The 21,151-nt window shown below is 36.7% G+C and carries 22 protein-coding genes; all 22 read left to right on the forward strand.

Features of this window, described 5'->3' with window-relative positions:
* Position 1: 1 nt before the first annotated feature.
* The 22 genes from T499_RS0103280 (at position 2) to T499_RS0103380 (ending at position 21,026) form a co-directional block, all read left to right on the forward strand.
* Complete coding sequence (locus tag T499_RS0103280) at positions 2-1,027, forward strand: NAD-dependent epimerase/dehydratase family protein (RefSeq protein WP_033149725.1); 1,026 nt, start codon at positions 2-4, stop codon at positions 1,025-1,027.
* 5 nt (positions 1,028-1,032) lie between these two features.
* Positions 1,033-2,517 carry an AMP-binding protein gene (locus T499_RS0103285; RefSeq protein WP_052173338.1) on the forward strand — a complete coding sequence of 495 codons (1,485 nt, stop codon included), beginning with the start codon at positions 1,033-1,035 and terminating at the stop codon, positions 2,515-2,517.
* 5 nt (positions 2,518-2,522) lie between these two features.
* Positions 2,523-2,762 (forward strand): acyl carrier protein, encoded by a 240-nt coding sequence (locus T499_RS0103290; RefSeq protein WP_033149727.1) that lies wholly within the window; start codon positions 2,523-2,525, stop codon positions 2,760-2,762.
* Between the two features lie 40 nt (positions 2,763-2,802).
* Positions 2,803-4,266 carry an MBOAT family O-acyltransferase gene (locus T499_RS0103295; RefSeq protein ID WP_084162869.1) on the forward strand — a complete coding sequence of 488 codons (1,464 nt, stop codon included), beginning with the start codon at positions 2,803-2,805 and terminating at the stop codon, positions 4,264-4,266.
* A complete protein-coding gene (locus T499_RS0103300) occupies positions 4,266-5,198 on the forward strand; it encodes a hypothetical protein (RefSeq protein ID WP_033149729.1) in 933 nt (310 codons plus the stop codon). Before T499_RS0103295 ends, T499_RS0103300 begins: the two co-directional genes overlap by 1 nt.
* A 10-nt stretch (positions 5,199-5,208) precedes the next feature.
* Positions 5,209-6,009: a LicD family protein gene (locus T499_RS0103305; RefSeq protein ID WP_033149730.1), complete on the forward strand. Its 801-nt coding sequence runs from the start codon at positions 5,209-5,211 to the stop codon at positions 6,007-6,009.
* Complete coding sequence (locus tag T499_RS0103310; RefSeq protein ID WP_052173339.1) at positions 6,009-7,535, forward strand: oligosaccharide flippase family protein; 1,527 nt, start codon at positions 6,009-6,011, stop codon at positions 7,533-7,535. Before T499_RS0103305 ends, T499_RS0103310 begins: the two co-directional genes overlap by 1 nt.
* Positions 7,536-7,538: 3 nt before the next feature.
* Positions 7,539-8,468, forward strand: coding sequence for a glycosyltransferase family 2 protein (locus T499_RS0103315; protein WP_052173340.1), 930 nt, complete (start codon positions 7,539-7,541; stop codon positions 8,466-8,468).
* Positions 8,469-8,652: 184 nt separating this feature from the next.
* The gene (locus T499_RS14025) at positions 8,653-9,447 is read left to right on the forward strand and encodes a glycosyltransferase family 10 domain-containing protein (RefSeq protein ID WP_157054493.1); all 795 of its coding nucleotides are present in this window, start codon (positions 8,653-8,655) and stop codon (positions 9,445-9,447) included.
* 1 nt (position 9,448) lies between these two features.
* Positions 9,449-9,739, forward strand: coding sequence for an acyltransferase family protein (locus T499_RS14390; RefSeq protein ID WP_084162870.1), 291 nt, complete (start codon positions 9,449-9,451; stop codon positions 9,737-9,739).
* A 319-nt stretch (positions 9,740-10,058) separates the two neighbouring features.
* Positions 10,059-10,964 (forward strand): DUF6625 family protein, encoded by a 906-nt coding sequence (locus T499_RS14030; RefSeq protein WP_157054494.1) that lies wholly within the window; start codon positions 10,059-10,061, stop codon positions 10,962-10,964.
* The gene (locus T499_RS0103330; protein WP_033149731.1) at positions 10,961-11,524 is read left to right on the forward strand and encodes a serine O-acetyltransferase; all 564 of its coding nucleotides are present in this window, start codon (positions 10,961-10,963) and stop codon (positions 11,522-11,524) included. Before T499_RS14030 ends, T499_RS0103330 begins: the two co-directional genes overlap by 4 nt.
* 51 nt (positions 11,525-11,575) lie before the next feature.
* On the forward strand, positions 11,576-12,628 hold the full coding sequence (locus tag T499_RS0103335; RefSeq protein WP_033149732.1) for an acyltransferase family protein: 1,053 nt from the start codon (positions 11,576-11,578) through the stop codon (positions 12,626-12,628).
* 16 nt (positions 12,629-12,644) lie between these two features.
* Positions 12,645-13,355 (forward strand): glycosyltransferase family 32 protein, encoded by a 711-nt coding sequence (locus tag T499_RS0103340; protein WP_033150160.1) that lies wholly within the window; start codon positions 12,645-12,647, stop codon positions 13,353-13,355.
* A 3-nt stretch (positions 13,356-13,358) separates the two neighbouring features.
* Positions 13,359-13,916: an LbetaH domain-containing protein gene (locus tag T499_RS0103345; protein ID WP_033149733.1), complete on the forward strand. Its 558-nt coding sequence runs from the start codon at positions 13,359-13,361 to the stop codon at positions 13,914-13,916.
* The gene (locus tag T499_RS0103350) at positions 13,913-14,629 is read left to right on the forward strand and encodes an acyltransferase (protein WP_033149734.1); all 717 of its coding nucleotides are present in this window, start codon (positions 13,913-13,915) and stop codon (positions 14,627-14,629) included. The genes T499_RS0103345 and T499_RS0103350 overlap by 4 nt, the downstream gene beginning before the upstream one ends.
* Positions 14,630-14,631: 2 nt before the next feature.
* Positions 14,632-15,807, forward strand: a complete 1,176-nt coding sequence (locus T499_RS0103355) for an EpsG family protein (RefSeq protein WP_084162872.1) — start codon at positions 14,632-14,634, stop codon at positions 15,805-15,807.
* Complete coding sequence (locus tag T499_RS0103360; protein WP_052173344.1) at positions 15,804-16,796, forward strand: acyltransferase family protein; 993 nt, start codon at positions 15,804-15,806, stop codon at positions 16,794-16,796. Before T499_RS0103355 ends, T499_RS0103360 begins: the two co-directional genes overlap by 4 nt.
* Positions 16,797-16,801: 5 nt before the next feature.
* Positions 16,802-17,833, forward strand: a complete 1,032-nt coding sequence (locus T499_RS0103365) for a glycosyltransferase family 2 protein (RefSeq protein WP_052173345.1) — start codon at positions 16,802-16,804, stop codon at positions 17,831-17,833.
* Complete coding sequence (locus T499_RS0103370; RefSeq protein ID WP_052173346.1) at positions 17,830-18,801, forward strand: DUF6625 family protein; 972 nt, start codon at positions 17,830-17,832, stop codon at positions 18,799-18,801. Before T499_RS0103365 ends, T499_RS0103370 begins: the two co-directional genes overlap by 4 nt.
* 106 nt (positions 18,802-18,907) lie before the next feature.
* The gene (locus T499_RS0103375; protein ID WP_033149736.1) at positions 18,908-19,825 is read left to right on the forward strand and encodes an acyltransferase family protein; all 918 of its coding nucleotides are present in this window, start codon (positions 18,908-18,910) and stop codon (positions 19,823-19,825) included.
* A gap of 136 nt (positions 19,826-19,961) precedes the next feature.
* A complete protein-coding gene (locus T499_RS0103380) occupies positions 19,962-21,026 on the forward strand; it encodes a glycosyltransferase family 4 protein (protein ID WP_033149737.1) in 1,065 nt (354 codons plus the stop codon).
* Positions 21,027-21,151: the final 125 nt, after the last annotated feature.

Below are 21,151 nucleotides of genomic sequence, written 5' to 3' on the forward strand. Positions count from 1 at the left end.
TATGGATAGAGTACAAACAAAAGATATTCTCGAGTTTGTAGAGAATTTTGAATTAGGTGAATCGTTATCTGATTCTTGTTTTTTGATTACCGGCGCAACAGGGCTTATAGGTTCAACCTTAATAAAATGTTTGCTGGCCTTAGACCAACACATCCGAATCATAGCACCTGTACGAAGTATGTCAAAGGCTATGTCAATATTTGAGCAGGACGCAAATCTTATCAAATTGATAGAGTGTGATGTATTATCTTATGATTATAATCAGATAGAGGGTGTTGACTATATCATACATTGTGCTGCACCAACTTCAAGCAGATTTTTCATTGAAAAACCAGTTGAAACTTTTGAAACGATTATTGAAGGTACAAGAGTGTTCCTTAATTATGCAATTAAGCATTCAATCAAATCTATCGTTTATTTGTCGTCATTGGAAGTTTATGGAGAAATCAACGATGATTCAATCTCGATAACGGAAGATATACAAGGTTATCTTGATCCTATTAGTGTCCGTAGTTCATATCCCATGGCCAAGAGAGCAGCCGAGAATCTATGTCATCTTTACGCTAAGGAGTATAATATTCCGGTCAAGATTGCCAGACTAACACAGACTACGGGAGCTGGTATAGCAAAAGATGACAATCGAGTTATTGCACAGTTTGCCAGACTGGCCGCTAAAGGAGAAAATATAGTATTGCACACAACAGGAGAATCCTCTAGACCATATTGCTATACTATGGATAGCGTTTCAGCGGTTTTGTATATATTGTTACGAGGCTCTGATGGAGAAGCTTATAATGTTGCTAATGAAGATACCTATATCTCAGCTCGCTCTATGGCTGAATATTTGCGTGATAATTTCAGTTCTTCTATCGAAGTTATTTTAGATATAAAAAATGGTCTGGGGTATGCTCCTGTTACAAAACAGAGATTATCAACCCAGAAATTATTGAGTCTAGGGTGGAAACCGAGATATTCCTTATACAGAATTTTTGAAAATTTATTTGAGTATTTTAAAGAAAAAGACTAAATATTATGTTTTACGAAAACGTCATTAATCACGTTCTGTCTTCTATACAGAACTTTCCTGATCGCAATGCGTTTTGCATTAACGAAGTGTTTTACAGCTACAGGTGTTTTGGACAGACGATATCAAAGATACGTCACGCGTTAAAAACCGAATCATTTAACAACAAGAGTGTCGGGCTTGTTACTAATAATGATATCGAGACATACGCATCTATAATCGCATTATGGCTAGAAGGGTATAATTATGTACCACTACATCCAAGTTGGCCTATTGAGCGTTGTTTGGAAATTATTAGTCAAGTAAATTTAGACCTAATTCTTGATTCCTCACCCAATACAAGGTATCAAGATATTCAATTGATAAAGACAGATTCTTTAACCGACGAGTCTGTTGGTCACATATTCGAACCTGCCAATACCTCCGACGAAAATTTAGCTTATATCCTATTCACTTCTGGCAGTACTGGAAAACCAAAAGGCGTACAACTATCCAGAAAGAATCTTGCTTCCTTTGTGGAGGCTTTCTTCGAGATTTACAATTTAGATGAAAACGACCGCTGTCTTCAGTGTTTTGAGCTGACTTTTGACTTATCGATAATATCCTATCTAATCCCATTAATAAAGGGAGCATGTGTATACACGGTATCGTCGAATGGTGCTAAGTACGTAACAGTGGGTAGCTTGATCGAGGATGAAAAGCTTACCTTCACCCTTATGGCACCATCAACTATAAGATTATTGAAACCATATTTTGATGAGATTGACTGCACTTCTATTCGTTATTCATTATTTTGTGGAGAGGCATTGCATTTAGACATCACCAATGAATGGGCAAAATGTGTACCTAATGCAGTAATAGATAATGTCTATGGCCCAACAGAAGATACAATATGGTGTTCTACCTATCGCTATAAGCGTAATGGCGAAAATAAAGCTTATAATGGAGTTCTCTCAATAGGAAAACCGATGCTTAATTGTGGAATGGAAATATTTGATGAGAATATGTGTGTTTGTCAGAATGAGGAGATGGGAGAACTTTGTCTCTCAGGATCACAATTGACACCTGGTTACCATAATAATCCTGAGAAAAATTCAGAGGCTTTTTTTGAAAAAGATGGAATTAGATGGTATCGCTCGGGAGATTTGTGCTACAAGGATAAAGATGGCGATATTATGTATTCCGGTCGAATAGATCATCAAGCTAAGATTCAGGGATTTCGTGTCGAACTTGGCGAAATAGAGTTTCACGCCAAAGAATATTTAAACAGCATAAATGTCGTGTGTATAGCATTTGATAACAAGCAGAGCATTACAGAAATTGCCATGTTTATTGAGTCAGAAGAATTCAATACTGAGAAACTTATAGAATACATGCGCACAAAGATGCCTAACTATATGATTCCTTCTCAGATTATCTTCCAGAAGGAATTTGCTCTTAACAATAATGGCAAAATTGACAAGAACATATTAAAAACATTAATTAAAATTTAAAGATTATGGATCGTAACGAAATTATTGAGCAACTCACTCCTATCTTCCGTAAAGTTTTCTCTGCACCTGAACTCGTACTTACAGACGAACTGTCTGCTAATGATGTGGATAACTGGGGATCTCTTACCCACATGACTATGATGGCAGAGGTTGAGAACGCATTTGGCATTTCATTCAAGCTTAAGGAACTCAAGAAGCTGAATAAAGTTGGAGAGTTGATTGCTTGTATCCAGTCAAAGGCTTAATTATCAGATAGCATGTATCGTATAGCCTAATTCGGGCTATATGATACACTATCATTTTTATGTTTTTAATATGACTTTTACTTCGTTTGAATTTTTAATCTTCTTCCCCTTGATTGTACTCTTGTACAACTTGGTTCCAAAGAAGATAAGGTTGTTCTATATATTGGCAGCCAGCTATGTGATATATGGCCTTCTGCAACCTTCCTACTTGCTGTTGCTTATTGCTACATCACTGGTGACATACGGCTTCGGCATGTGGATGGATAAGACAGTGGATGACGACAAGAAGCATCGCATTATGCAAGGAGGTATTGTACTCATACTTGCGTCTTTATTCCTCTTCAAGTATTTCAACTTTGTCGATGAGAGCATTATGTCATTGCTCAGCTCGGTAGGCATTAATGTTACATTACCGACTATCCGTTGGATGCTTCCTCTCGGAATCTCCTACTACACCTTCATGTCAATCGGGTATTTGGTTGATTTGTACAATGAGGAAGTTGAGGTTGAGAAGAATCCATTCTCTGTGGCTCTCTTCCTGTCATTCTTCCCCATCGTATTCTCTGGTCCTATCGAGAGAGCAGGTAATATGTTCCCTCAGATTTCAAAGATGAACAGAAGTACTCCATTGGATTTGACTTCTGGTGCCAAAATGATGCTCTGGGGTTACTTTATGAAGTTGTGCGTTGCCGATAGGTTAGGGTTATATGTAAATACGGTATTTGGGAATAGTGATATGCACAATGGTACATCTCTTGCATTAGCGTCACTACTCTTTCCTTTACAGGAATATGCTGATTTAGCAGGCTATTCTTTGATTGCTATCGGTTCTGCTCGTTGTATTGGTTTCCATATCATTCCTAACTTCCGTCGTCCATTCTTTGCTACATCCGTGTCTGCTTTTTGGCGCAGGTGGCACATGTCATTGATCCAGTGGCTTACGGATTATATTTACACTCCAATGGCATACACGCTTCGCTCCTATAAGACATGGGGTGTTGTAGGTGCTCTTATGGTGACCTTCCTTGCTTCTGGTATTTGGCATGGTGCGTCCATGACTTGTATTGTTTGGGGAATTATGCAAGGTGTTCTCCTTAGTATTGAATCAGTGATGCTTCAAAGAAGAACAAGGTTTGAATCACAATACAGGTTAACAAGTAAGTGGTGGTATACTCTCACTTGCATCATTTTTGTTTATTTGATCTTTGCGTTCTCTGAGATATATGGTATGAGCAGCAATTTTACTGAAGCCAACAAGATTGTAGTAAAGATCTTTACACAGCCTGGTAGCTTGTTTGTTGATAGTAGTACTTTCCTGACAGGTGGTTTGATGCTCTCTATACTATTTTTTAAAGATCTCCGCGACGAGTTTTTTCCAAACCATTTCCGTTGCTTTGAGAATAGCAAAATTGTAGTACGTTTTGCGTCCTACATATTTATAATCATTTGTCTGCTTCTATTTGCAGTATTTGATGGTGGACAGTTTATTTATTTCCAATTCTAATGAAACAGTTAGCAATTAAGTTTGTCATATTTTGCATCTTGCTTGTTGGCATAGATAAATCCTATGGCCTTTTGATGGATAAGATCTTTATCAAAACATTAGATTATCCCATGGGTTTTTTTAATGGATATGGTAAGATAGCATATACTATAGATGAAGATATTGTAATCTTCGGAGATTCAAAGGCAACTCATGGAATAATACCCTCTATAATAGAAGATTCATTGCGCATGTCTTGTATTAACGCATCAAAAGATGGCGCAGGATTTCTCGTTCAGAACTATCTTGTCAACAAGATGTTGGATCGCTATTCTCCCAAGTTGATAATATGGGAATGGGATGCAATAAGCCTGTCAAATTATATGTATGATGACGAGATGGACCGTATGACTGATTTAGTTCCATTCTATGGCTCTGATTCTAATGCAAGGGATCTTGTTAATAGGAGATCCCAATATGAATGCGTAAAATTATTGTCTTCAATCTATCGTTGGAATGGTAAAGCTAGTGCATTTGTCGACATTCTACGTACGCGTAATACTGAGGATGCAAATAAAGGTTATGCTCCTTTGAAATCAAAACACGATAAAGTATTGGAAAAGCGTGTAATACATTTTGAAAATGACTTAGATTTGTCAAGAGTAGAATCATTCCAGAACACTATCAATAGGATAAAGGAGAAAGGTATTCATCTCATTGTAATATCCTCCCCACAGTTTGAAGATACAAATTTGGAGAAAACGATACAGGGTAGAAAGTTGGAGCAGATGTTGTCTGATAATAACATTATCTATTTTAATCATCATTTTGATGAACGTTATCTCCATGATGAGAGAAATTTCTTCGATCCTGATCACATAGATGCTGTGGTCGCTCCTGAATATACAAAAATGTTAGCTTCTGAAATCAAAAAAGTATTGTCTGATAATTGAAAAAACTGAAATGAAGGATATAACTTTTGAAGAAATTCGAGCAGTTCAACTCGGAGTATTGGATGCAATAGATATATTCTGCAGAAAAAAAGGACTAAGATATTCTCTTGGTGGTGGAACATTATTGGGTGCAATTAGACATAAGGGGTTTATCCCCTGGGATGACGATGTTGATCTCATGATGCCCAGACCGGATTATGAAGTGTTCTTGAAGGAGTTCACGCATCCTTATATTAAAATACAGCATCCAGGTAATGATCAGAATACATACCTTACATTTGCCAAGGTTTATGATGATAGAACAGTACTGGAGGAGTTCTATGCCAAAAATGGAATATTTGTTGATTTATTTCCAATAGACGGACTTCCTGACGAAAAAGGTCTTACTTCGTATCTTAAAACTCAAGATAGAGAGACCAAGAACTTATATAATCTTCACGACTATCTGACAGGTGCATATTATCTATATGAGCCTAATAAGCCAAAATGGTTTGTTGGTTTAAAAGCATGGATACGCCACCTGTTCTATCACTCCCGTGAAAATAGTCTGACGATTCTTCACAATCTTCATCTTTCGTATGATTTTGAATCTTCTGCCTATGCAGGTGCAATTTGTGGAGCCTATGCAGAGAAAGAGCACATGATAAAAGAAACTTTTATCAATTATATAGACTTGCCATTCGAAGACCGAACCTATCGGGGCATTGCTGCATATGATGCTTACCTTACAAAACATTACGGAAGCTACATGCAGCTTCCTCCTATTGACAAACAAAAAGGTAGTCATAGTTATATTGCATATTGGAAATAATGGAAGACAATAATAAACGAATACTTAAAAATACCATATACCTGTACATACGACAGTTTGTCATCATGGCATTGGCGTTTATCTCCACTCGTATCGTGTTGAATAAACTTGGTGTTGATGACTATGGTATCTATAATGTTGTTGGAGGTTTTGTAGCATTATTTACTATACTCAACAATGTTTTACAAAGCGCAACCAGACGCTTTATGGCATTGGCTATAGGAGAGAGAATCGATAAAAAAATTAAATATACGTTTTCTACATCCATAGTATTACACATAGTCATAGGTGTAATTGTTGTTTTTTTATTGGAGTCATTGGGCTTGTGGTTCCTTAATTACAAACTCAATATACCATTAGAAAGACTGAATGCAGCCAACTGGGTTTTCCAATTCTCAGTGATAAGCGTGTTTGTTTCTATCATGCAGACCCCATTTTCTGCAGCTGTTACAGCACATGAGCATTTCAACATCTACGCAATAATGAGTATTTATGATGCAGTTGCCAAAATCGTGTTACTTTTTTTACTGGTATATATCCCTGGTGACAAGCTTATAGTATATGCTGCATTAATGATGATTGTTACAGTAACAGGAACCATTTTCTATCAGATTTATTGTAGACAGAGATTTCGAGAGTGTAGGATATCTGTAGCCATAGATAAGGATTTAATGAAGGAGATGCTGAAATTTTCAGGATGGGATTCTTTCGGTAATGTTACGTCAATATTAAATGGCCAAGGTATTTCCATTTTGTTAAATATGTTTTTTAATGTTGCTCTCAATGCTGCTCGAGGTATCGCAAACAGTGTAACAGCTACTGTTTCACAGTTTGTGTTTGGATTCATTGCTGCGGCAGAACCTCAATTGGTAAAATATCATGCTCAAGGGGACAAAAAAGCATTTGAAAAGTTGATATTCAACATATCTCAGGTAACATTATTCATGCTTGCCATAATTGCTGTACCTATTTTTCTTGAAATAGATTTTGTTTTGACACTGTGGCTTGGAACAGTACCTCAATACACGCCTGAGTTTATAAAGATCACGATTTTATGTAGTTTTATACAATATTCTAATTCAATGATTCTCAAGGGTAATGTTGCTATTGGTAGGGTTAAACAGATTAGTTTGTTTATGGCTCCTATCGGAATATTGCATTTGCCTCTTGTTTGGGTAGTTCTTAGGTTGGGATGTCCTCCTACTGCCGTATATTGGGTCAGTATGATTCCTGGTCTAAGTCGATTTGTTATTGATTTATCTATATTAAAAAAATATGCAGATTTCCCATCCGAATATTATTTCGTCAATATATTTGCTAAGAATATGGCGATATTGGCAGCTGCCTGTATAATTCCGTATTTTGTTCAATGTCAAATGGGGGATGGCTGGATACGCTTCTTTATTGTTAGTTCGGTGTCTGTTCTGAGTTCTGTTATGTTTATGTACCTATTAGGCTTGAATAAGGATACTCGTATGATGGTTAGGCAGAAAGTCCTTGGACGATTTATTAAAAGTTTCCGATAACATATGGTGCCGAAAGTATCAATCATAATGCCGGTGTACAATGCAGAGAAATATCTGCATCGTGCTGTGGATAGCATTCTTGCACAGACTATGAGGGAGTGGGAACTCATCTGTGTTGATGATGGTTCAACTGACGACTCTCCATCTATCCTTGATGAATATGCCAAGTCAGACTCACGTATTCATGTTATCCATAAGGAGAACGGAGGGGTATCCATGGCTCGTCAGACAGGTGTTGATATGGCTAACGGAGAGTATTCCATTCATTTTGATTCCGATGATTGGGCGGACCCATCTATGCTTGTAGATCTGTATGACAAAGCAAAAGTAGAAGATGCCGATATGGTAATCTGTAATTATTATCATAACTATTCGGATGGCCGTGAGATTTTAATGCAACAACATCCGACTCGATTAAATACTCCAGATCAGATAGATGATATATTCTTTGGTGGTATTTTTTCCGGATTACCAATGAAGTTAATTAGGCATTCTATCTACGAAAACTACAATATCAGATTTTTTCCAGGAGTGAACTATTGTGAGGATGTTCTCATTTGTATTCAGATAATGAAGTATCAGAATCTGAAACTTTCATTCTTTGATAATGCCTATTATCATTATTGGATGAATAACGAGTCAATCACACACAATGTAACGCGAAAGACGTTTGACGCACTCACAACATTCAAAAACATAATTTACGAACTTTTGCCGGAAGAAACCTATTCAAGAATCAGGAATCAAGTAGCATTATCGCAATTTGTACAATGCTACCCACAAGCGGATATAATGTCCCAAAAAGAAATTGATCAGTATTGTATTCAATTGTTGCCTTATGTATGGGAGCAACCAGGATTACGTTATAAGATAGGTTTTATATTTTTGCGTTGTCACCTATATGGTCTTGCTCGTAAGTTCATAAAATTTTAATCGCATGGCAGGTTTAAGTACAATCCAATTTTATTGGAATCTATATAAAAAACACCGAAAGGGATTAGAGTTTTCAAAAGACTATCAACTGAAGCTTTACAATTGGTTTCCACCTTTTTTCCCACAGGATCTTTGGTTATCAAAGTTTGTTGAAGGCAGAGCTCTTTTAAGAGAAAAGGATAAAATGCGTGCAGGTGTTTTTACAATCTGTGGACCGGAATGGGCAATACGCAGGCAGCCTTGTGAACTAAAGATCTTCTTTGCTCGAGAGAACCTGGCTCATCGTCATAAGTGGCATGACTTCATGCTCAATGAACCATGTATAGACCTATCTATTGGTTTTGACGATATCAATGATAATCCAAAGTATATCCATATCCCTTTCTGGATAATGTGGACGCTCGATCCTATGGAGACTTATGACTCTATCAAGGCAAAGGTGCAACAGTGGAACTCTGCGGATTCAAAGTCTTATGCAGACCGCAAGTTCTGCTCGTTCTTGTGCAGTCATGGCGATGCAGGTAGAGAGAGAATTTTGAATGAGCTCTCAACGATAGACAAGGTAGATAGTGCTGGCCGTTGGATGCATAATGATGACAGCCTGAAATCAAAGTATAATGATGATAAGATAGAGTGGAATAAGCACTACCGATTTAACCTTACTCCCGAGAACTCCAATGCTCCTGGTTATGTAACAGAGAAACTGTTGGATACCATCAGTAGTGGCTGCATACCTATCTATTGGGGTGGCGATAACCATCCTGATCCAGAGATCTTCAATCAGGATGCTATCATCTTTTTTGATATGAATAAGGAGAATCCTGATACAATTAAACTTGTACAGGAACTCAATTCCGATGCGAAGCGTTACATGGAATTTGCTTGCCAGAAGCGCCTTGTTGAAGGTGCGGAGGATGTGATTTGGGAGTATTATAATTTATTGGAAAAGAAACTTACTGAGATAATAAAATCAAAGTAACATGGCAAATCGACTGCATCATATAGATAATGCAAAGGCGATAGGAATGATGCTGATAATTGCATCCCATGTTATTCCATCACAAGCGGTACAGGATGGTCTTATTTATCAGACTTGGAATAACGCCCTAAATTCGTTCTATGTGCCGTTATTTTTCTTGCTTTCCGGAATCTTTGAGTCTTCAACATTTGATAGGAAGAAATATGTGACAAGGCTACTGAAATTAAAGAATACTTTAAGCAGACCACTATCAACACAAGGGTTTGGGCATTATCCGCTACAGCATGGCTAATGTGTTTCTTACTGTTTTATTCTTCCCAAAATGTTAGTATCAACTTTGTTACACAAAACTATTTAGCATTTTATGTTGAGGCATTTGCTGGCAGTATTGCTGTAATAGAACTGTCAAAACTGATACGATTAAATATCCTATCATATTATGGACAGAATACAATAGTTCCTATGCTTGTTCAGTTCTCTCTAATATGGTGTGTAAATAAGGTGTTACTAGTTGAGTCGATTTATTTATATGCACTATGCTCGATGATAGTATGCATACTCTCAGGTTTATGTATTCCAATACTTAGAAATAGAAAATATGATATCTTCAAATGAAATATAAAGTAGCCCAGATAGTCCCATATTTCGGTAAGTGGCCAGAATGGATAGAATTATATTTCTTTTCATGTGGTAGAAACCCAATGGTAGATTTCATATTCTACACCGATTGTCCATTGCCTAAACATCAATATAAAAATACAATTTTCCATCAATGCACTTTTGAGGAATATAAAAAATTGGTAGGTGAAAGGTTGGGTATTGATTATTCAATAAAAAAAGCATATAAGTTAACAGACTTGAAACCATTTTTGGGGGCAGTTCATAAGTATGAACTTAAGTCCTATGATTTCTGGGGGTTTGGTGATTTGGACTTGGTATATGGTGATTTATGCATGATGATAAATAATAAAAAATTGAGCAAATACGACTTGATAACATCACACTCTTATCGTGTCGCAGGTCATTTTACCATAGTAAGGAATAATGAAAGCTATCGTAATCTATGTTTCAAGATCAAGAATTGGAAGGAAGGCTTGGTGGAAGATCAACATCATGGCTTTGATGAAATGGATTGGTCTGATTTAATCAATCCATTTGGAAGGAATCTAGGAAGGATTTATAGATATATATTTCAGCACTTATCAGTTTCTCTGTATCATTTTTATGATGTTTCTAATAGATTTCTTCTAAGAAAGAAATACATGAAGGAGTATTACACCACGCCTAATCCCACTCTTCCAGAAGGGACATCTCCTATTTGGACATATGAGAACAAATCAGGTAAAATAATTGACCCCCAAGGTCGAGTTCTACCATATCTGCATTTCATGTGTTTCAAAAAAAACATATGGATAGATACTAAAGAGTATTGGATGAATGGATTCTATCAATTGGATGAGCAATTTGAAAAATATGGAAAAATCATTTTTGATAAAAACCGAATAATTGGAGTATGATTTTAAATAAAGCAGATTATAATCATTACATAAAGTTAGACATGCAGGTCTATGGTAGAACTCGTAGACTTCCACGATTCTTCCATGACGAAACATGGTGTTTTTTATTTGCATTGCGAAAACATGAGTACCATCACAACCAGCATGGTAAATATCATTTGTTTATGGATAAAGTCTGGAACATTGTACATCGGCATTATGGTGTTAAGATGGGTTGGGACATACCCGTCAATACCTTTGGTCCAGGACTCAAGATTAATCATTTTGGACTTATCGTAGTTAACCCAAACGCTCGCATTGGGGCCTTTTGTGATATACATCAAGGCGTTAATATTGGGCAGCATGGAGATGATCAATGGGACGTACCAACAATAGGGGATAATGTATGGATTGGCCCTGGAGCTAAGATATTTGGAAGGATTACTATTGCAGATGGATGTGCCATAGGTGCAAATGCGGTTGTTTCAACGTCTTTCAACGAGGAACATATTTCAATTGCCGGTTATCCTGCAACAAAAGTAAGCAATAAAGGAAACAGATACATCAAAACTGAAAGATAATTTTTTATGTTATTATTACGTAGTACCAGGGAGAGTCGTGCTATTGGCTTAATGCGGTTTCCTCTAGCGTGCCTAATAGTCTTATTGCATACGGGCGTAAACTGTGGCCCGGAAAACTTTATATGGTATTTCCCTAACATTATTTGTGCCCCCATAGTTCAACTGGCTGTCCCCTCATTCTTCTTTATCTCGGGCTATTTGTTTTTTATAGGGAAGAATCAATTTGGATTAGCAGAATACAAGACTGCAATGAGGAAGAAGGCCAAAAGCTTACTGATGCCATACCTTATATGGAACATTGTGGCCTACCTTTCATCTGTTGCTTTATCGTACTACACAACGCGCTCTATGGGTGACGTGATGCCATGGGAACTACATCGTATTTTCTGGGCCAATGGTGACGGAATAGTAACTACGTCTTATTTGGGATACCAGTATCCCGCCTTGGTCAGCCCTGCTGCGGGCGTGCTATGGTTTATGCGCGATCTTATGGTGATGATGGTATGCAGCATTGTAGCATATCGAGTTGTTAAGTTGTTGAAGTGGTGGCTATTCTTGGTTCTATTCATCCTCAATGCTTTTAAAATAGGTATACCATTCCCAGGATTCAGCCTTGCTGCCGTCTCTTTTTTCTATATGGGGGCGTTCTTCAGTATTCATGATATTGATGTTTTCGCATGGTTGAAGAAAGTGTGGCAAAAATGCGCATATCTAGTTTGGCCAATATTATATGTGACGCAGATGTTATTGAAGTCTTTTGATATTAAAATAGGTAATTGGTTTAACCTGATTTGCTTAATAGGAGGTATCGTTTTTGTCTTTGTGGTGGCGTATGATTTGGCAGACAAACACGATAAAACCATCTTAAAAATTAGAAAATGGGGTGAAACGAGTTTTTTCATATATACCTTTGCAAATACGCTGTTTATTTGGGCAATAAATAAGGAGCCCTCATATCTGTTGGACTCTATACCGTACATAGGACCAACCTTATGCTACTTATTCCAATTTACTATTAGGATTGCAGAGAGTGTGGCAGTTTATTATCTGATGAAGCGCTATAGCCCGAGACTATTGAGTATATTAATTGGAAGAAGAATATAGAAAGACAATTAACAATATGATACCAAAGATTATCCATTATTGTTGGTTTGGTAGAAAGCCCATACCATCTGAAGTTCAGTTATATATTGATTCATGGAAGAAGTTTCTTCCCGAGTTTGAAATCAAGCAATGGGACGAAACTAATTTTGATGTGAATGAATTGTTATACACCAGACAAGCCTATTATGCAAAAAAATATGCGTTTGTAAGCGATGTGGCTCGCTTAAAAGCACTTTCGATTGAAGGTGGCCTCTATTTTGATACAGATATATTAGTAAAAAAAACATTTCCTGAGTCCTGGTTTGAATTGGATGGCTTTGGAAGCTTTGAGCATGATAAATATGTGCAGACTGGAGTTATTGCGTCAAAACCCCATCATTCAATCATTGACATGTTTTTAGAGGGGTATCGAAACAGAACATTTTTTCATGGTACTCGATATGATATTACTACAAATGTAAGCCATTTGACGTCTATCATGATAAAGGCCGGATTCTATATGGATAACACAGAGCAGACAATCGACGGTTTTACACTTTTCCCTCAATCATATCTCTGCGCGAATGATTGGTTAAAAGGTCGATACGATGATAGCGATACTTTTGCGATCCATGATTTTGCTGGAGGTTGGGGAAAGGATACTTTAAACAAGAAACTCCAGTCCCGCTACCAGATGTTGTCTACTATAATAAAGTGGAGATTATATGGTTATAAACATACGTTTTAGGCGATGAAGGACATTCCTGTATTTTTTAAAACAATAATAGTTTTATTCTTCATAGCTCCTCTTATACCATTTGTGTCAGTTAAATCCAGGAGTACATTAAAGAAAGACTATGAGAGATGGTCGAAATGGCAGAACAGACCATTTTCGTTTTTTGGATTCTGCTTCTTATTTGCACAACTGAAAGAATTCAGAAGTATAGTTTATAATAGAATTGGCCCTATTAACGCTTTAGTATCTTGGCTGTGGAAAGGTCAAACAAACCTCACATTAGCGTGTCATGATATCGGACCAGGGCTCATTGTACAACATGGCTATAGTACCGTTGTTGTTGCTAAGAGTATAGGGAAGAATTTTCATGTAAACCAATGTGTTAATATTGTATGGAATCAAGATAAACAATGCACGATAGGTGACAATGTAACCGTATGTTGTGGCGCAATTATCGTAGGTGGCGTTCATATTGGGAATAATGTTACAATTGGAGCAGGTGCTGTTGTCGTTAAGGATGTACCTGACAATTCAGTAGTTGTTGGACAATCATTTAGAATATTACAGAAATGATAATGATCAAAAGAATAATGTACAAACTTGGGTACTATTATGTGCGCAGGTCCTCAGCGAGCTATATAGCCCACCTCAAGAGTAAAGGAGTAGTAATAGGAGAAGGCACATACATACAGAACCCAATGACGACAGAGATTGATGTTACAAGACCATCGCTTATTACCATAGGTAAAGATTGCTTTTTCAATGATCATGTTGAACTCCATTCACATGATTGGGTAACACATGTGTTCCTACGTTCCGATAGGGAGTTTGTGAACAGTAGCGGCCGTATTACCATTGGAAATAATGTGGCTTTTGGTCGTCATGTGATGGTGCTTAAAGGTGTTACAATTGGTGATAACTGCTTTATAGGAGCGGGTAGTATTGTGACGAAGGATATACCCGCAAACTCAATAGCAGTTGGAGCTCCTTGTAGGGTTGTAAGTTCCCTTGAAGAATTCTATCAGAAGAGATTGGCCGCCTGCGAAGCTGAAGCAATGGATTATGCCCGTAGCATAGTAGAACGTTTTCATCGCGAACCTGTCGCTGCAGACTTTCGTGAGGAATTCCCTTTCTTTGTTGGTGGAGATGAAGTAGATGAGTATCCAGAAATCCCCATCCGTTTTCAGTGTGGCCCTAGATATCGTGAGTATGTCACCACTCATAAAGCAAAATACGGGAGCCTTGACGAGTTTCTTAAGGCGGCAGGTTGTAAATTGAAGTATTAATTATGTTTATATTAGAGGTTTTTATATACGTTTTCTTTGCTTATGTCATGAATCGCTTTGGCGTTAGTTCTAACCGTTATGTATTACAAGGTGGTTCGTTGGAGAAGTTAGATCGCGGGGCATGGTTATGGATTATTTTTTATGTATTGATTTGTGCAATAAGGTGGAATGTGGGTACGGATTGTAATTCTTATATCCATATTTTTGAGAAAGGAATAATCAGTGAAAATAGATCCAATGAATACATATGGTCATTATTAGTTTCATTTGTTTATAGATTGGGCCTGCATTCATCTGTAGGATTAGGCATTGCAGCTTTTCTTCAAATCTTTTTTATTATTAAAGCAGTAAAGGACTATCGTTATTTATTGATTACTATCCCCATTGTACTTTTTGGCGGAAATTATTATCTTGAGATGCAAAATGCTGTACGCCAGATGATAGTGGCGTGTATGTTCTTGTATGCCAGTCGGTGGATAGTAGATAAACGTCCTGTTCCATATGTGGTTTTATTGTATTTTGCTTCATTTATACATCATTCGGCCTTGATGCTGATACCATTATATATGCTACGCTATGTGCCATTTATAACAAAGGGGCTAGCTGAAAAAAGAACATTATGTTTATCCATATTCATAGTTTGTTTCGTCCTAGGTAATACACCCCAATTTAGTGGAATGGTATCGTTTATAAGTGGTTTTATCCAACAATTTGGATATAAAGAGTATGAGGAGCATTTCATAGATCTTGCTACTGGTCAAACGGAGAATGAAGAACGCAGCTTCGGCCCAATACAGCTATCTTTTTTTCTAACAGCTCTATCATTAATATGGTTCGGGCCAAGGCTGTTTAAGGAATATGGTAGCAAAATTAAGTATTTCAATCTTTGGTATATATTAGGTTTTGCTTATGGATGCTTATATTTCCTTTTCTGTAATGTTGAATATATGTTTTTACGCCCTCTTATGCACTTTGAGTTGTTTCAAATGATTATCATATCATTGCTAATTTATGATTTTTATATTCATAAAAAAGAACCCCAAAGTTCTAGGAACCTACCCTTGCTAGTTATAGTGTTATGGATAACAATTGTGTGGGGTATAATGAAGGGAATGAATAATAGTTATGAATCGACTACTTATAAAACATTTATAACAAAGGGACAATTATTGAAATGAAAATAATAGCTAATGGAAGAAATGCCGGTATCGACATCTTGAAGTTTTTAGCCGTATTGTTGATAACCAATTCGCATATGGAACCTCTGTATGGTGAATACAGTAAATTAGCTACAGGAGGTGCTATTGGTGATGCATTGTTTTTTTTCTGTAGTGGATTCACACTGCTAATGAAACCGATGAGCAGTGCTGGTGGTTTTTTAAACTGGTACAAAAGGCGTATTAACAGAATATATCCAACTGTGTTTGCTGTAGCCATCATAAGTTGTTTGATATGGGACCATCATTTCGATATAATATCTATTATCGTTGAAGGTGGGGGATGGTTCGTTCAGTGTATTATGGTATATTATATTTTATTGTATTTCATAGGGTATTATCTCAAGCAAAAAGTTTTGTGGATAATTTCACTAACATCTCTTGCCTGTTTTATTTGGTATTTCTTAATGGGTGGAGATGTCTCAGGCGGTGTATATGGATGGGGTTATTTCCGTTGGTTAGTATTCCTTAATTTCATGCTTTTAGGTGCCTATATGGGTTCAGAAGAAAAAAATATGAAAGAACGAGAACGCAATTTTGTGAAGGATTTCGCTTTTGCTTTTGGTGGTATTATTATTTTCTATATGTTTTTTATTTTTCTTCCCCAAAATGAATCTCTAAGGTTCTTGGAAGTGTTCAGTTTTATCCCTCTTTTAGTAGCAGTGTATTACCTATATCATTGGGGAAATAACCCTAAGATGAATAAATTATTAAATCATCCCCAAATATATTTTTTAATAAGGTTTATAGGAGGTTTGTGCCTTGAAATTTATCTGATTCAAGGTTATTTTCTGACAGATTTATTTAACATGATTTTTCCATTGAATTTGCTAATGATATTTCTTGTTATTGTTATTTCTGCTTATGTGACTAGATGTCTAGCTAGGACTTTATCGCAGACCTGTAAAGACGAACCATACGATATAAAGAAGATTGTAGCATTATTTTAAAATATATGAATCCAAAAGTTAGTATAATAGTTCCTGTTTATAATGTAGAGCGGTATCTGGATCGCTGTGTGAAATCACTATTGGGGCAGACATTGAAAGATGTTGAAATTATTCTTGTAGATGATAAATCACCTGATGGCTGTCCCGCTATGTGTGATCATTATGCATCACAACATGATCGTATAAAGGTTGTTCACAAATCTATTAATGAAGGTTTGGGAAAGGCTCGTAATACCGGACTTGATGTCGCAACCGGTGAATATGTTATGTTCGTAGACAGTGACGATAGGATAGAACTTAACTCTTGTGAATACTTCTATCATTTGTCTATTCAGTACATGGCAGATATTGCTACTGGTAATTTTGTCAAGGAAACAGAGTGTGGAACATGGGTAAAAGATAGCCCTTTTCAAGATGTACAAGCGTTGGATAAAGAAGCAATCAGAGAATACATCAAGGATATGTTGGGCTGTGCTCCTTATGCAAAGCAAGAAAGATTATACCCAGTATCATCTTGCCTTTTGTTTATAAGGCGCCGATTATTAGAAGATAAAAATATCCGATTCCGTTCAGAACGCGAGGTTTCTTCAGAGGATACTTTATTTAAGACGGAACTTTTGCTCATGTCTGAAATAATGGTGTGCACACCATTCTGTTTCTATTATTATTATGTTAATTGCTCTTCTTTAACCCATACATTTAAATATGAGAATTGGGATAGACTTGTAGTGCTGAGGAGCTGTTTGTTAAGAATGATTGGTGAAGACGAGACTTATAGATTGAGAATCAATAGATTTATCTCATCAGAGTATCGAGCACATATATCAAGTCTTATTGGGTCTAGTTATGATGATAAGTTGACATGTGTTAGAGAAAGTTTACAGAGCCCTGTATGGATAGAATTAGCTGAGTTTAAGCCGTCTTATTACCCTTTTTATGCAAATATATTTCATTGGCTGTGTGTTCATAATCACCCATTCCTATTGCTTGTTTATGTAAGAGTCATTATTCCTATTAAGAAACTATTAAGTAAATGAAAAAAATTGCTGTTATAATACCGTATTTTGGGAGATTGAAAGATGACTTTCCTTTTTTCTTGCAATCCGTAAAAAATAACCCGTCAATAGATGTTTTGTTCTTTACAGATAATAATTTTCCCTGTGATTGCCCCAATGTAAAAGTCTATTTGATGACCTTTGAGGAAATTGTTTCTCAGTTCCAAAGAAATTTCGATTTCAAAATTAGATTGTCAAAGCCTTATAAATTGTGCGACTTTAGACCATCATATGGTGAAGTATTTAAGCAATATCTGAAAGGATATGATTTTTGGGGATATGGTGATGTGGATGTTATTTGGGGTGATTTGCGCAAATTCCTGACAGATGAAATACTGAGTAAATATAATAGGATTTTTGGTCAAGGTCATCTTAGTTTTTACAGGAATTTACCTGATATTAACGCGATATATCGGTATGTAGTCCAACCGTCATACAAACAGGTATTTACATTTGACTATGGCTGTGCTTTTGATGAGTACTATGGAACTAGTCGGTATTGGGACATAAATATGAATGATTTGTTCTACCAAGTCAGCCATTATGATGATGTGGATTGTATGAACTTGGCATTTCGTTCACACAGAAGACAGGGAGATAATCTATTATTCTCATACGAAAATGGGAAGTTGTTTAGAATATACCTAAAACAAGATAATCTTGTAAAGGAAGAAACTATGTACGTCCATTTTCAGAAACGAAAAATGGAAGTGAACACTAATCCTGCGGACATGTTTATTATGGCGCCTAATGCATTTCTGCCATATATAGATTTAATGAATGAGGCTAATTATAAACTATTTCAGCCCAATAAAACGTTTTATGCCCAGAGTTATAAATTGAGGTACCAAGATTTCTGTAACAAATTCCATAAACTAAAAGCGTGTTTCAATCATTGTGAGTTTGGTATCCCGACACACCCCAAAGATGTGCTTCATTATTATAAGTAGTTGAAACTGTGGATGATTGGATTGATGCGATAAAATATTTAAAGCAATCGGCTGATAATGAGTTTACGATGGCTAATTGCTGGGAGGCCATGCGGAAGGAGATGATATGCTAATTTCTATAGTACTGTTGCTGTTCATTATGGCCTTTTCTAAGTCAGGAGTGACGATATCAAATTCTCGTTCCTTAACCGATGTCCTTAGGTTTGTTTTGGCTATTCTGGTAGTCAATGGTCATATCTGGCTGTTCTATATGCCGGAATCATGGTGGCAAGGCCAGTTCATGTTGGGGACGGAGTGCGTGAGCGTTTTCCTGTTCCTGTCTGCCTATGGCCTGATTAATGCTTATGGCACAAAAGGGGATGATTATCTACATGGTTTTATCTTACACAGAGTAGGGCGGGTATTATTTCCTCTCATGACCACCTATGCGGTATCGTTACCTATTTATGCTTTTTTCATGGGCCCGATAGACTGGAGCGGAGTTTGGGACACATTATATTGGGGTGGCCCCTATTTGCGGTTTTCGTGGTATGTGACTGAAATAGTGGTGTTGTACCTGCTGTTCTATATTTGTGCTAAAGTTGATGTATATTGCCATAAGAGAGGTGACTTGTTAATAGTGTTGTTAAGTGGTGCTGTATTAATATTGACGACGGGATTGTTTATGTCAAGACAACCTGTATGGTATATCAATGGTTTGCCGTGTTTTATTTTAGGTCTATGGTATCAGCGTTATGAGGCAAAGTTAATAAGATTTCTACATGGCTGGTTCGGTAAGGGTGTGGCAATCTTAGTTATTGTATTATTCGTATTTTTTTTCCATTGGTCGGATGTCACATCATATATGGGTGTTATGACGCGTTATCTTTATGAATATGCTTCTCTTTACTTTGTAAATATATTGTTCGTTTTGACGATTGCCTATTTGATAGGGCATTCATTAAGTTGTGAAAATACCCCCCCCCCCCCCCCACACACAAACACATCAAAAGTCTTATATCTGCGTCCTACGAGATATATCTAGTTCAGAATGCATGTATGATAGCTTGTGATGCTTTGATTTCTTCACGGGAATTATTTTTTATTTGCACATTGGTAATGAGCATTCTGATGGGATGGGTAATGAATAAAGTGAATATAAAAATTCAAAAATACATACTATGACAAAAGTATTGGTTATAGCAACTTCACGCAAGACAAGAGGAGGTATCACGTCTGTTATTAAAGCGCATGAACAGGGGGAACAGTGGAAAAAATTCCACTGTCATTGGGTTCAGACACATAGGGATGGGCCTAACTGGCGAAAACTTTTATATCTTTTTACTGCTTGGGTTGATTTTCTGATTAGGATACCTTTTTACGACATTGTGCATATTCATTGTGCAGGTAAAACGTCTGGTAAACGCAAAATTGCGTTTGCAAAAGTCGCTAGCAAATTAGGTAAACTTATAATTGTTCATTTTCATCCACCAGGCCCCCAGGATATATATGATCCTGTATCTCATGAAATTGTAAGGACTCTGTTTGATTTAGCAAATAAAGTAATTGTACTCTCTCCATACTGGGAGCGACTTATTAATGAATCTTATCCTGACCGCAATTATCCAGTTGAAATTCTTTGGAACCCATGCCCGTTAGTAACACGTGATACTTCTAATAAGAAAAAACAGATTCTATTTGCAGGAACAATATGTAAACGTAAAGGTTATGATGTACTATTGAAGGCATTTGCTAAGATTGCACATAAATATCCTGATTGGACTTTAGCCTTCGCTGGGAATGCCTATTTTCAAGATGGAATTGATGAGATTGCAGAAGGAATGAGAATAGCTGAAGAATACGATATCATGAATCAGGTAAAATGGCTGGGGTGGATTTCTGGATCAGAAAAAGAGAAGGTGTTTCAAGAAAGTGCTATTTATTGTTTGGCCAGCGAAGGTGAAGGATTTCCTATGGGGGTTTTGGATGCTTGGGCTTATGGTATCCCGTGTGTAATGACACCTGTTGGAGGAATCCCTGATATTGTGGAAAATGGTAAGAATGGCTTGATTTTTCCTGTTGGTGATGTTGAGTCACTTGCTCAGAAACTGACGATGTTAATATCCGATTCTGACTTAAGGAAGCGTATTGTTGAAGAAAGTGACAAATGGACTTATGGAGCATTTAACGAGATAAATGTCGCAAAGAGTCTGGAAGTTGTTTATATGAATTTGTTTAAATCATAGTATTTTTCAATGTACAAGGTAAAAAATATATATACCCATACAACAAGGCGAGATGGTCTGTTTTTCCTAAGAAAGTAAAATACTAATGAGTTTAGAGGAATATATGGTTTTTATTGTATGAAAGT

Source organism: Prevotella sp. RM4 (assembly GCF_000701965.1).
In the GTDB taxonomy this organism is placed as follows: Bacteria; Bacteroidota; Bacteroidia; order Bacteroidales; family Bacteroidaceae; genus Prevotella; species Prevotella ruminicola.

Bases quoted from the DNA above. Each gene is read 5' to 3' on its own strand.
- T499_RS0103280 (WP_033149725.1), top strand. From the start codon at position 2: ATGGATAGAGTACAAACAAAAGATATTCTCGAGTTTGTAGAGAATTTT.
- T499_RS0103285 (WP_052173338.1), top strand. From the start codon at position 1,033: ATGTTTTACGAAAACGTCATTAATCACGTTCTGTCTTCTATACAGAAC.
- T499_RS0103290 (WP_033149727.1), top strand. From the start codon at position 2,523: ATGGATCGTAACGAAATTATTGAGCAACTCACTCCTATCTTCCGTAAA.
- T499_RS0103295 (WP_084162869.1), top strand. From the start codon at position 2,803: ATGATACACTATCATTTTTATGTTTTTAATATGACTTTTACTTCGTTT.
- T499_RS0103300 (WP_033149729.1), top strand. From the start codon at position 4,266: ATGAAACAGTTAGCAATTAAGTTTGTCATATTTTGCATCTTGCTTGTT.
- T499_RS0103305 (WP_033149730.1), top strand. From the start codon at position 5,209: ATGAAGGATATAACTTTTGAAGAAATTCGAGCAGTTCAACTCGGAGTA.
- T499_RS0103310 (WP_052173339.1), top strand. From the start codon at position 6,009: ATGGAAGACAATAATAAACGAATACTTAAAAATACCATATACCTGTAC.
- T499_RS0103315 (WP_052173340.1), top strand. From the start codon at position 7,539: ATGGTGCCGAAAGTATCAATCATAATGCCGGTGTACAATGCAGAGAAA.
- T499_RS14025 (WP_157054493.1), top strand. From the start codon at position 8,653: ATGCGTGCAGGTGTTTTTACAATCTGTGGACCGGAATGGGCAATACGC.
- T499_RS14390 (WP_084162870.1), top strand. From the start codon at position 9,449: ATGGCAAATCGACTGCATCATATAGATAATGCAAAGGCGATAGGAATG.
- T499_RS14030 (WP_157054494.1), top strand. From the start codon at position 10,059: ATGAAATATAAAGTAGCCCAGATAGTCCCATATTTCGGTAAGTGGCCA.
- T499_RS0103330 (WP_033149731.1), top strand. From the start codon at position 10,961: ATGATTTTAAATAAAGCAGATTATAATCATTACATAAAGTTAGACATG.
- T499_RS0103335 (WP_033149732.1), top strand. From the start codon at position 11,576: ATGCGGTTTCCTCTAGCGTGCCTAATAGTCTTATTGCATACGGGCGTA.
- T499_RS0103340 (WP_033150160.1), top strand. From the start codon at position 12,645: ATGATACCAAAGATTATCCATTATTGTTGGTTTGGTAGAAAGCCCATA.
- T499_RS0103345 (WP_033149733.1), top strand. From the start codon at position 13,359: ATGAAGGACATTCCTGTATTTTTTAAAACAATAATAGTTTTATTCTTC.
- T499_RS0103350 (WP_033149734.1), top strand. From the start codon at position 13,913: ATGATAATGATCAAAAGAATAATGTACAAACTTGGGTACTATTATGTG.
- T499_RS0103355 (WP_084162872.1), top strand. From the start codon at position 14,632: ATGTTTATATTAGAGGTTTTTATATACGTTTTCTTTGCTTATGTCATG.
- T499_RS0103360 (WP_052173344.1), top strand. From the start codon at position 15,804: ATGAAAATAATAGCTAATGGAAGAAATGCCGGTATCGACATCTTGAAG.
- T499_RS0103365 (WP_052173345.1), top strand. From the start codon at position 16,802: ATGAATCCAAAAGTTAGTATAATAGTTCCTGTTTATAATGTAGAGCGG.
- T499_RS0103370 (WP_052173346.1), top strand. From the start codon at position 17,830: ATGAAAAAAATTGCTGTTATAATACCGTATTTTGGGAGATTGAAAGAT.
- T499_RS0103375 (WP_033149736.1), top strand. From the start codon at position 18,908: ATGCTAATTTCTATAGTACTGTTGCTGTTCATTATGGCCTTTTCTAAG.
- T499_RS0103380 (WP_033149737.1), top strand. From the start codon at position 19,962: ATGACAAAAGTATTGGTTATAGCAACTTCACGCAAGACAAGAGGAGGT.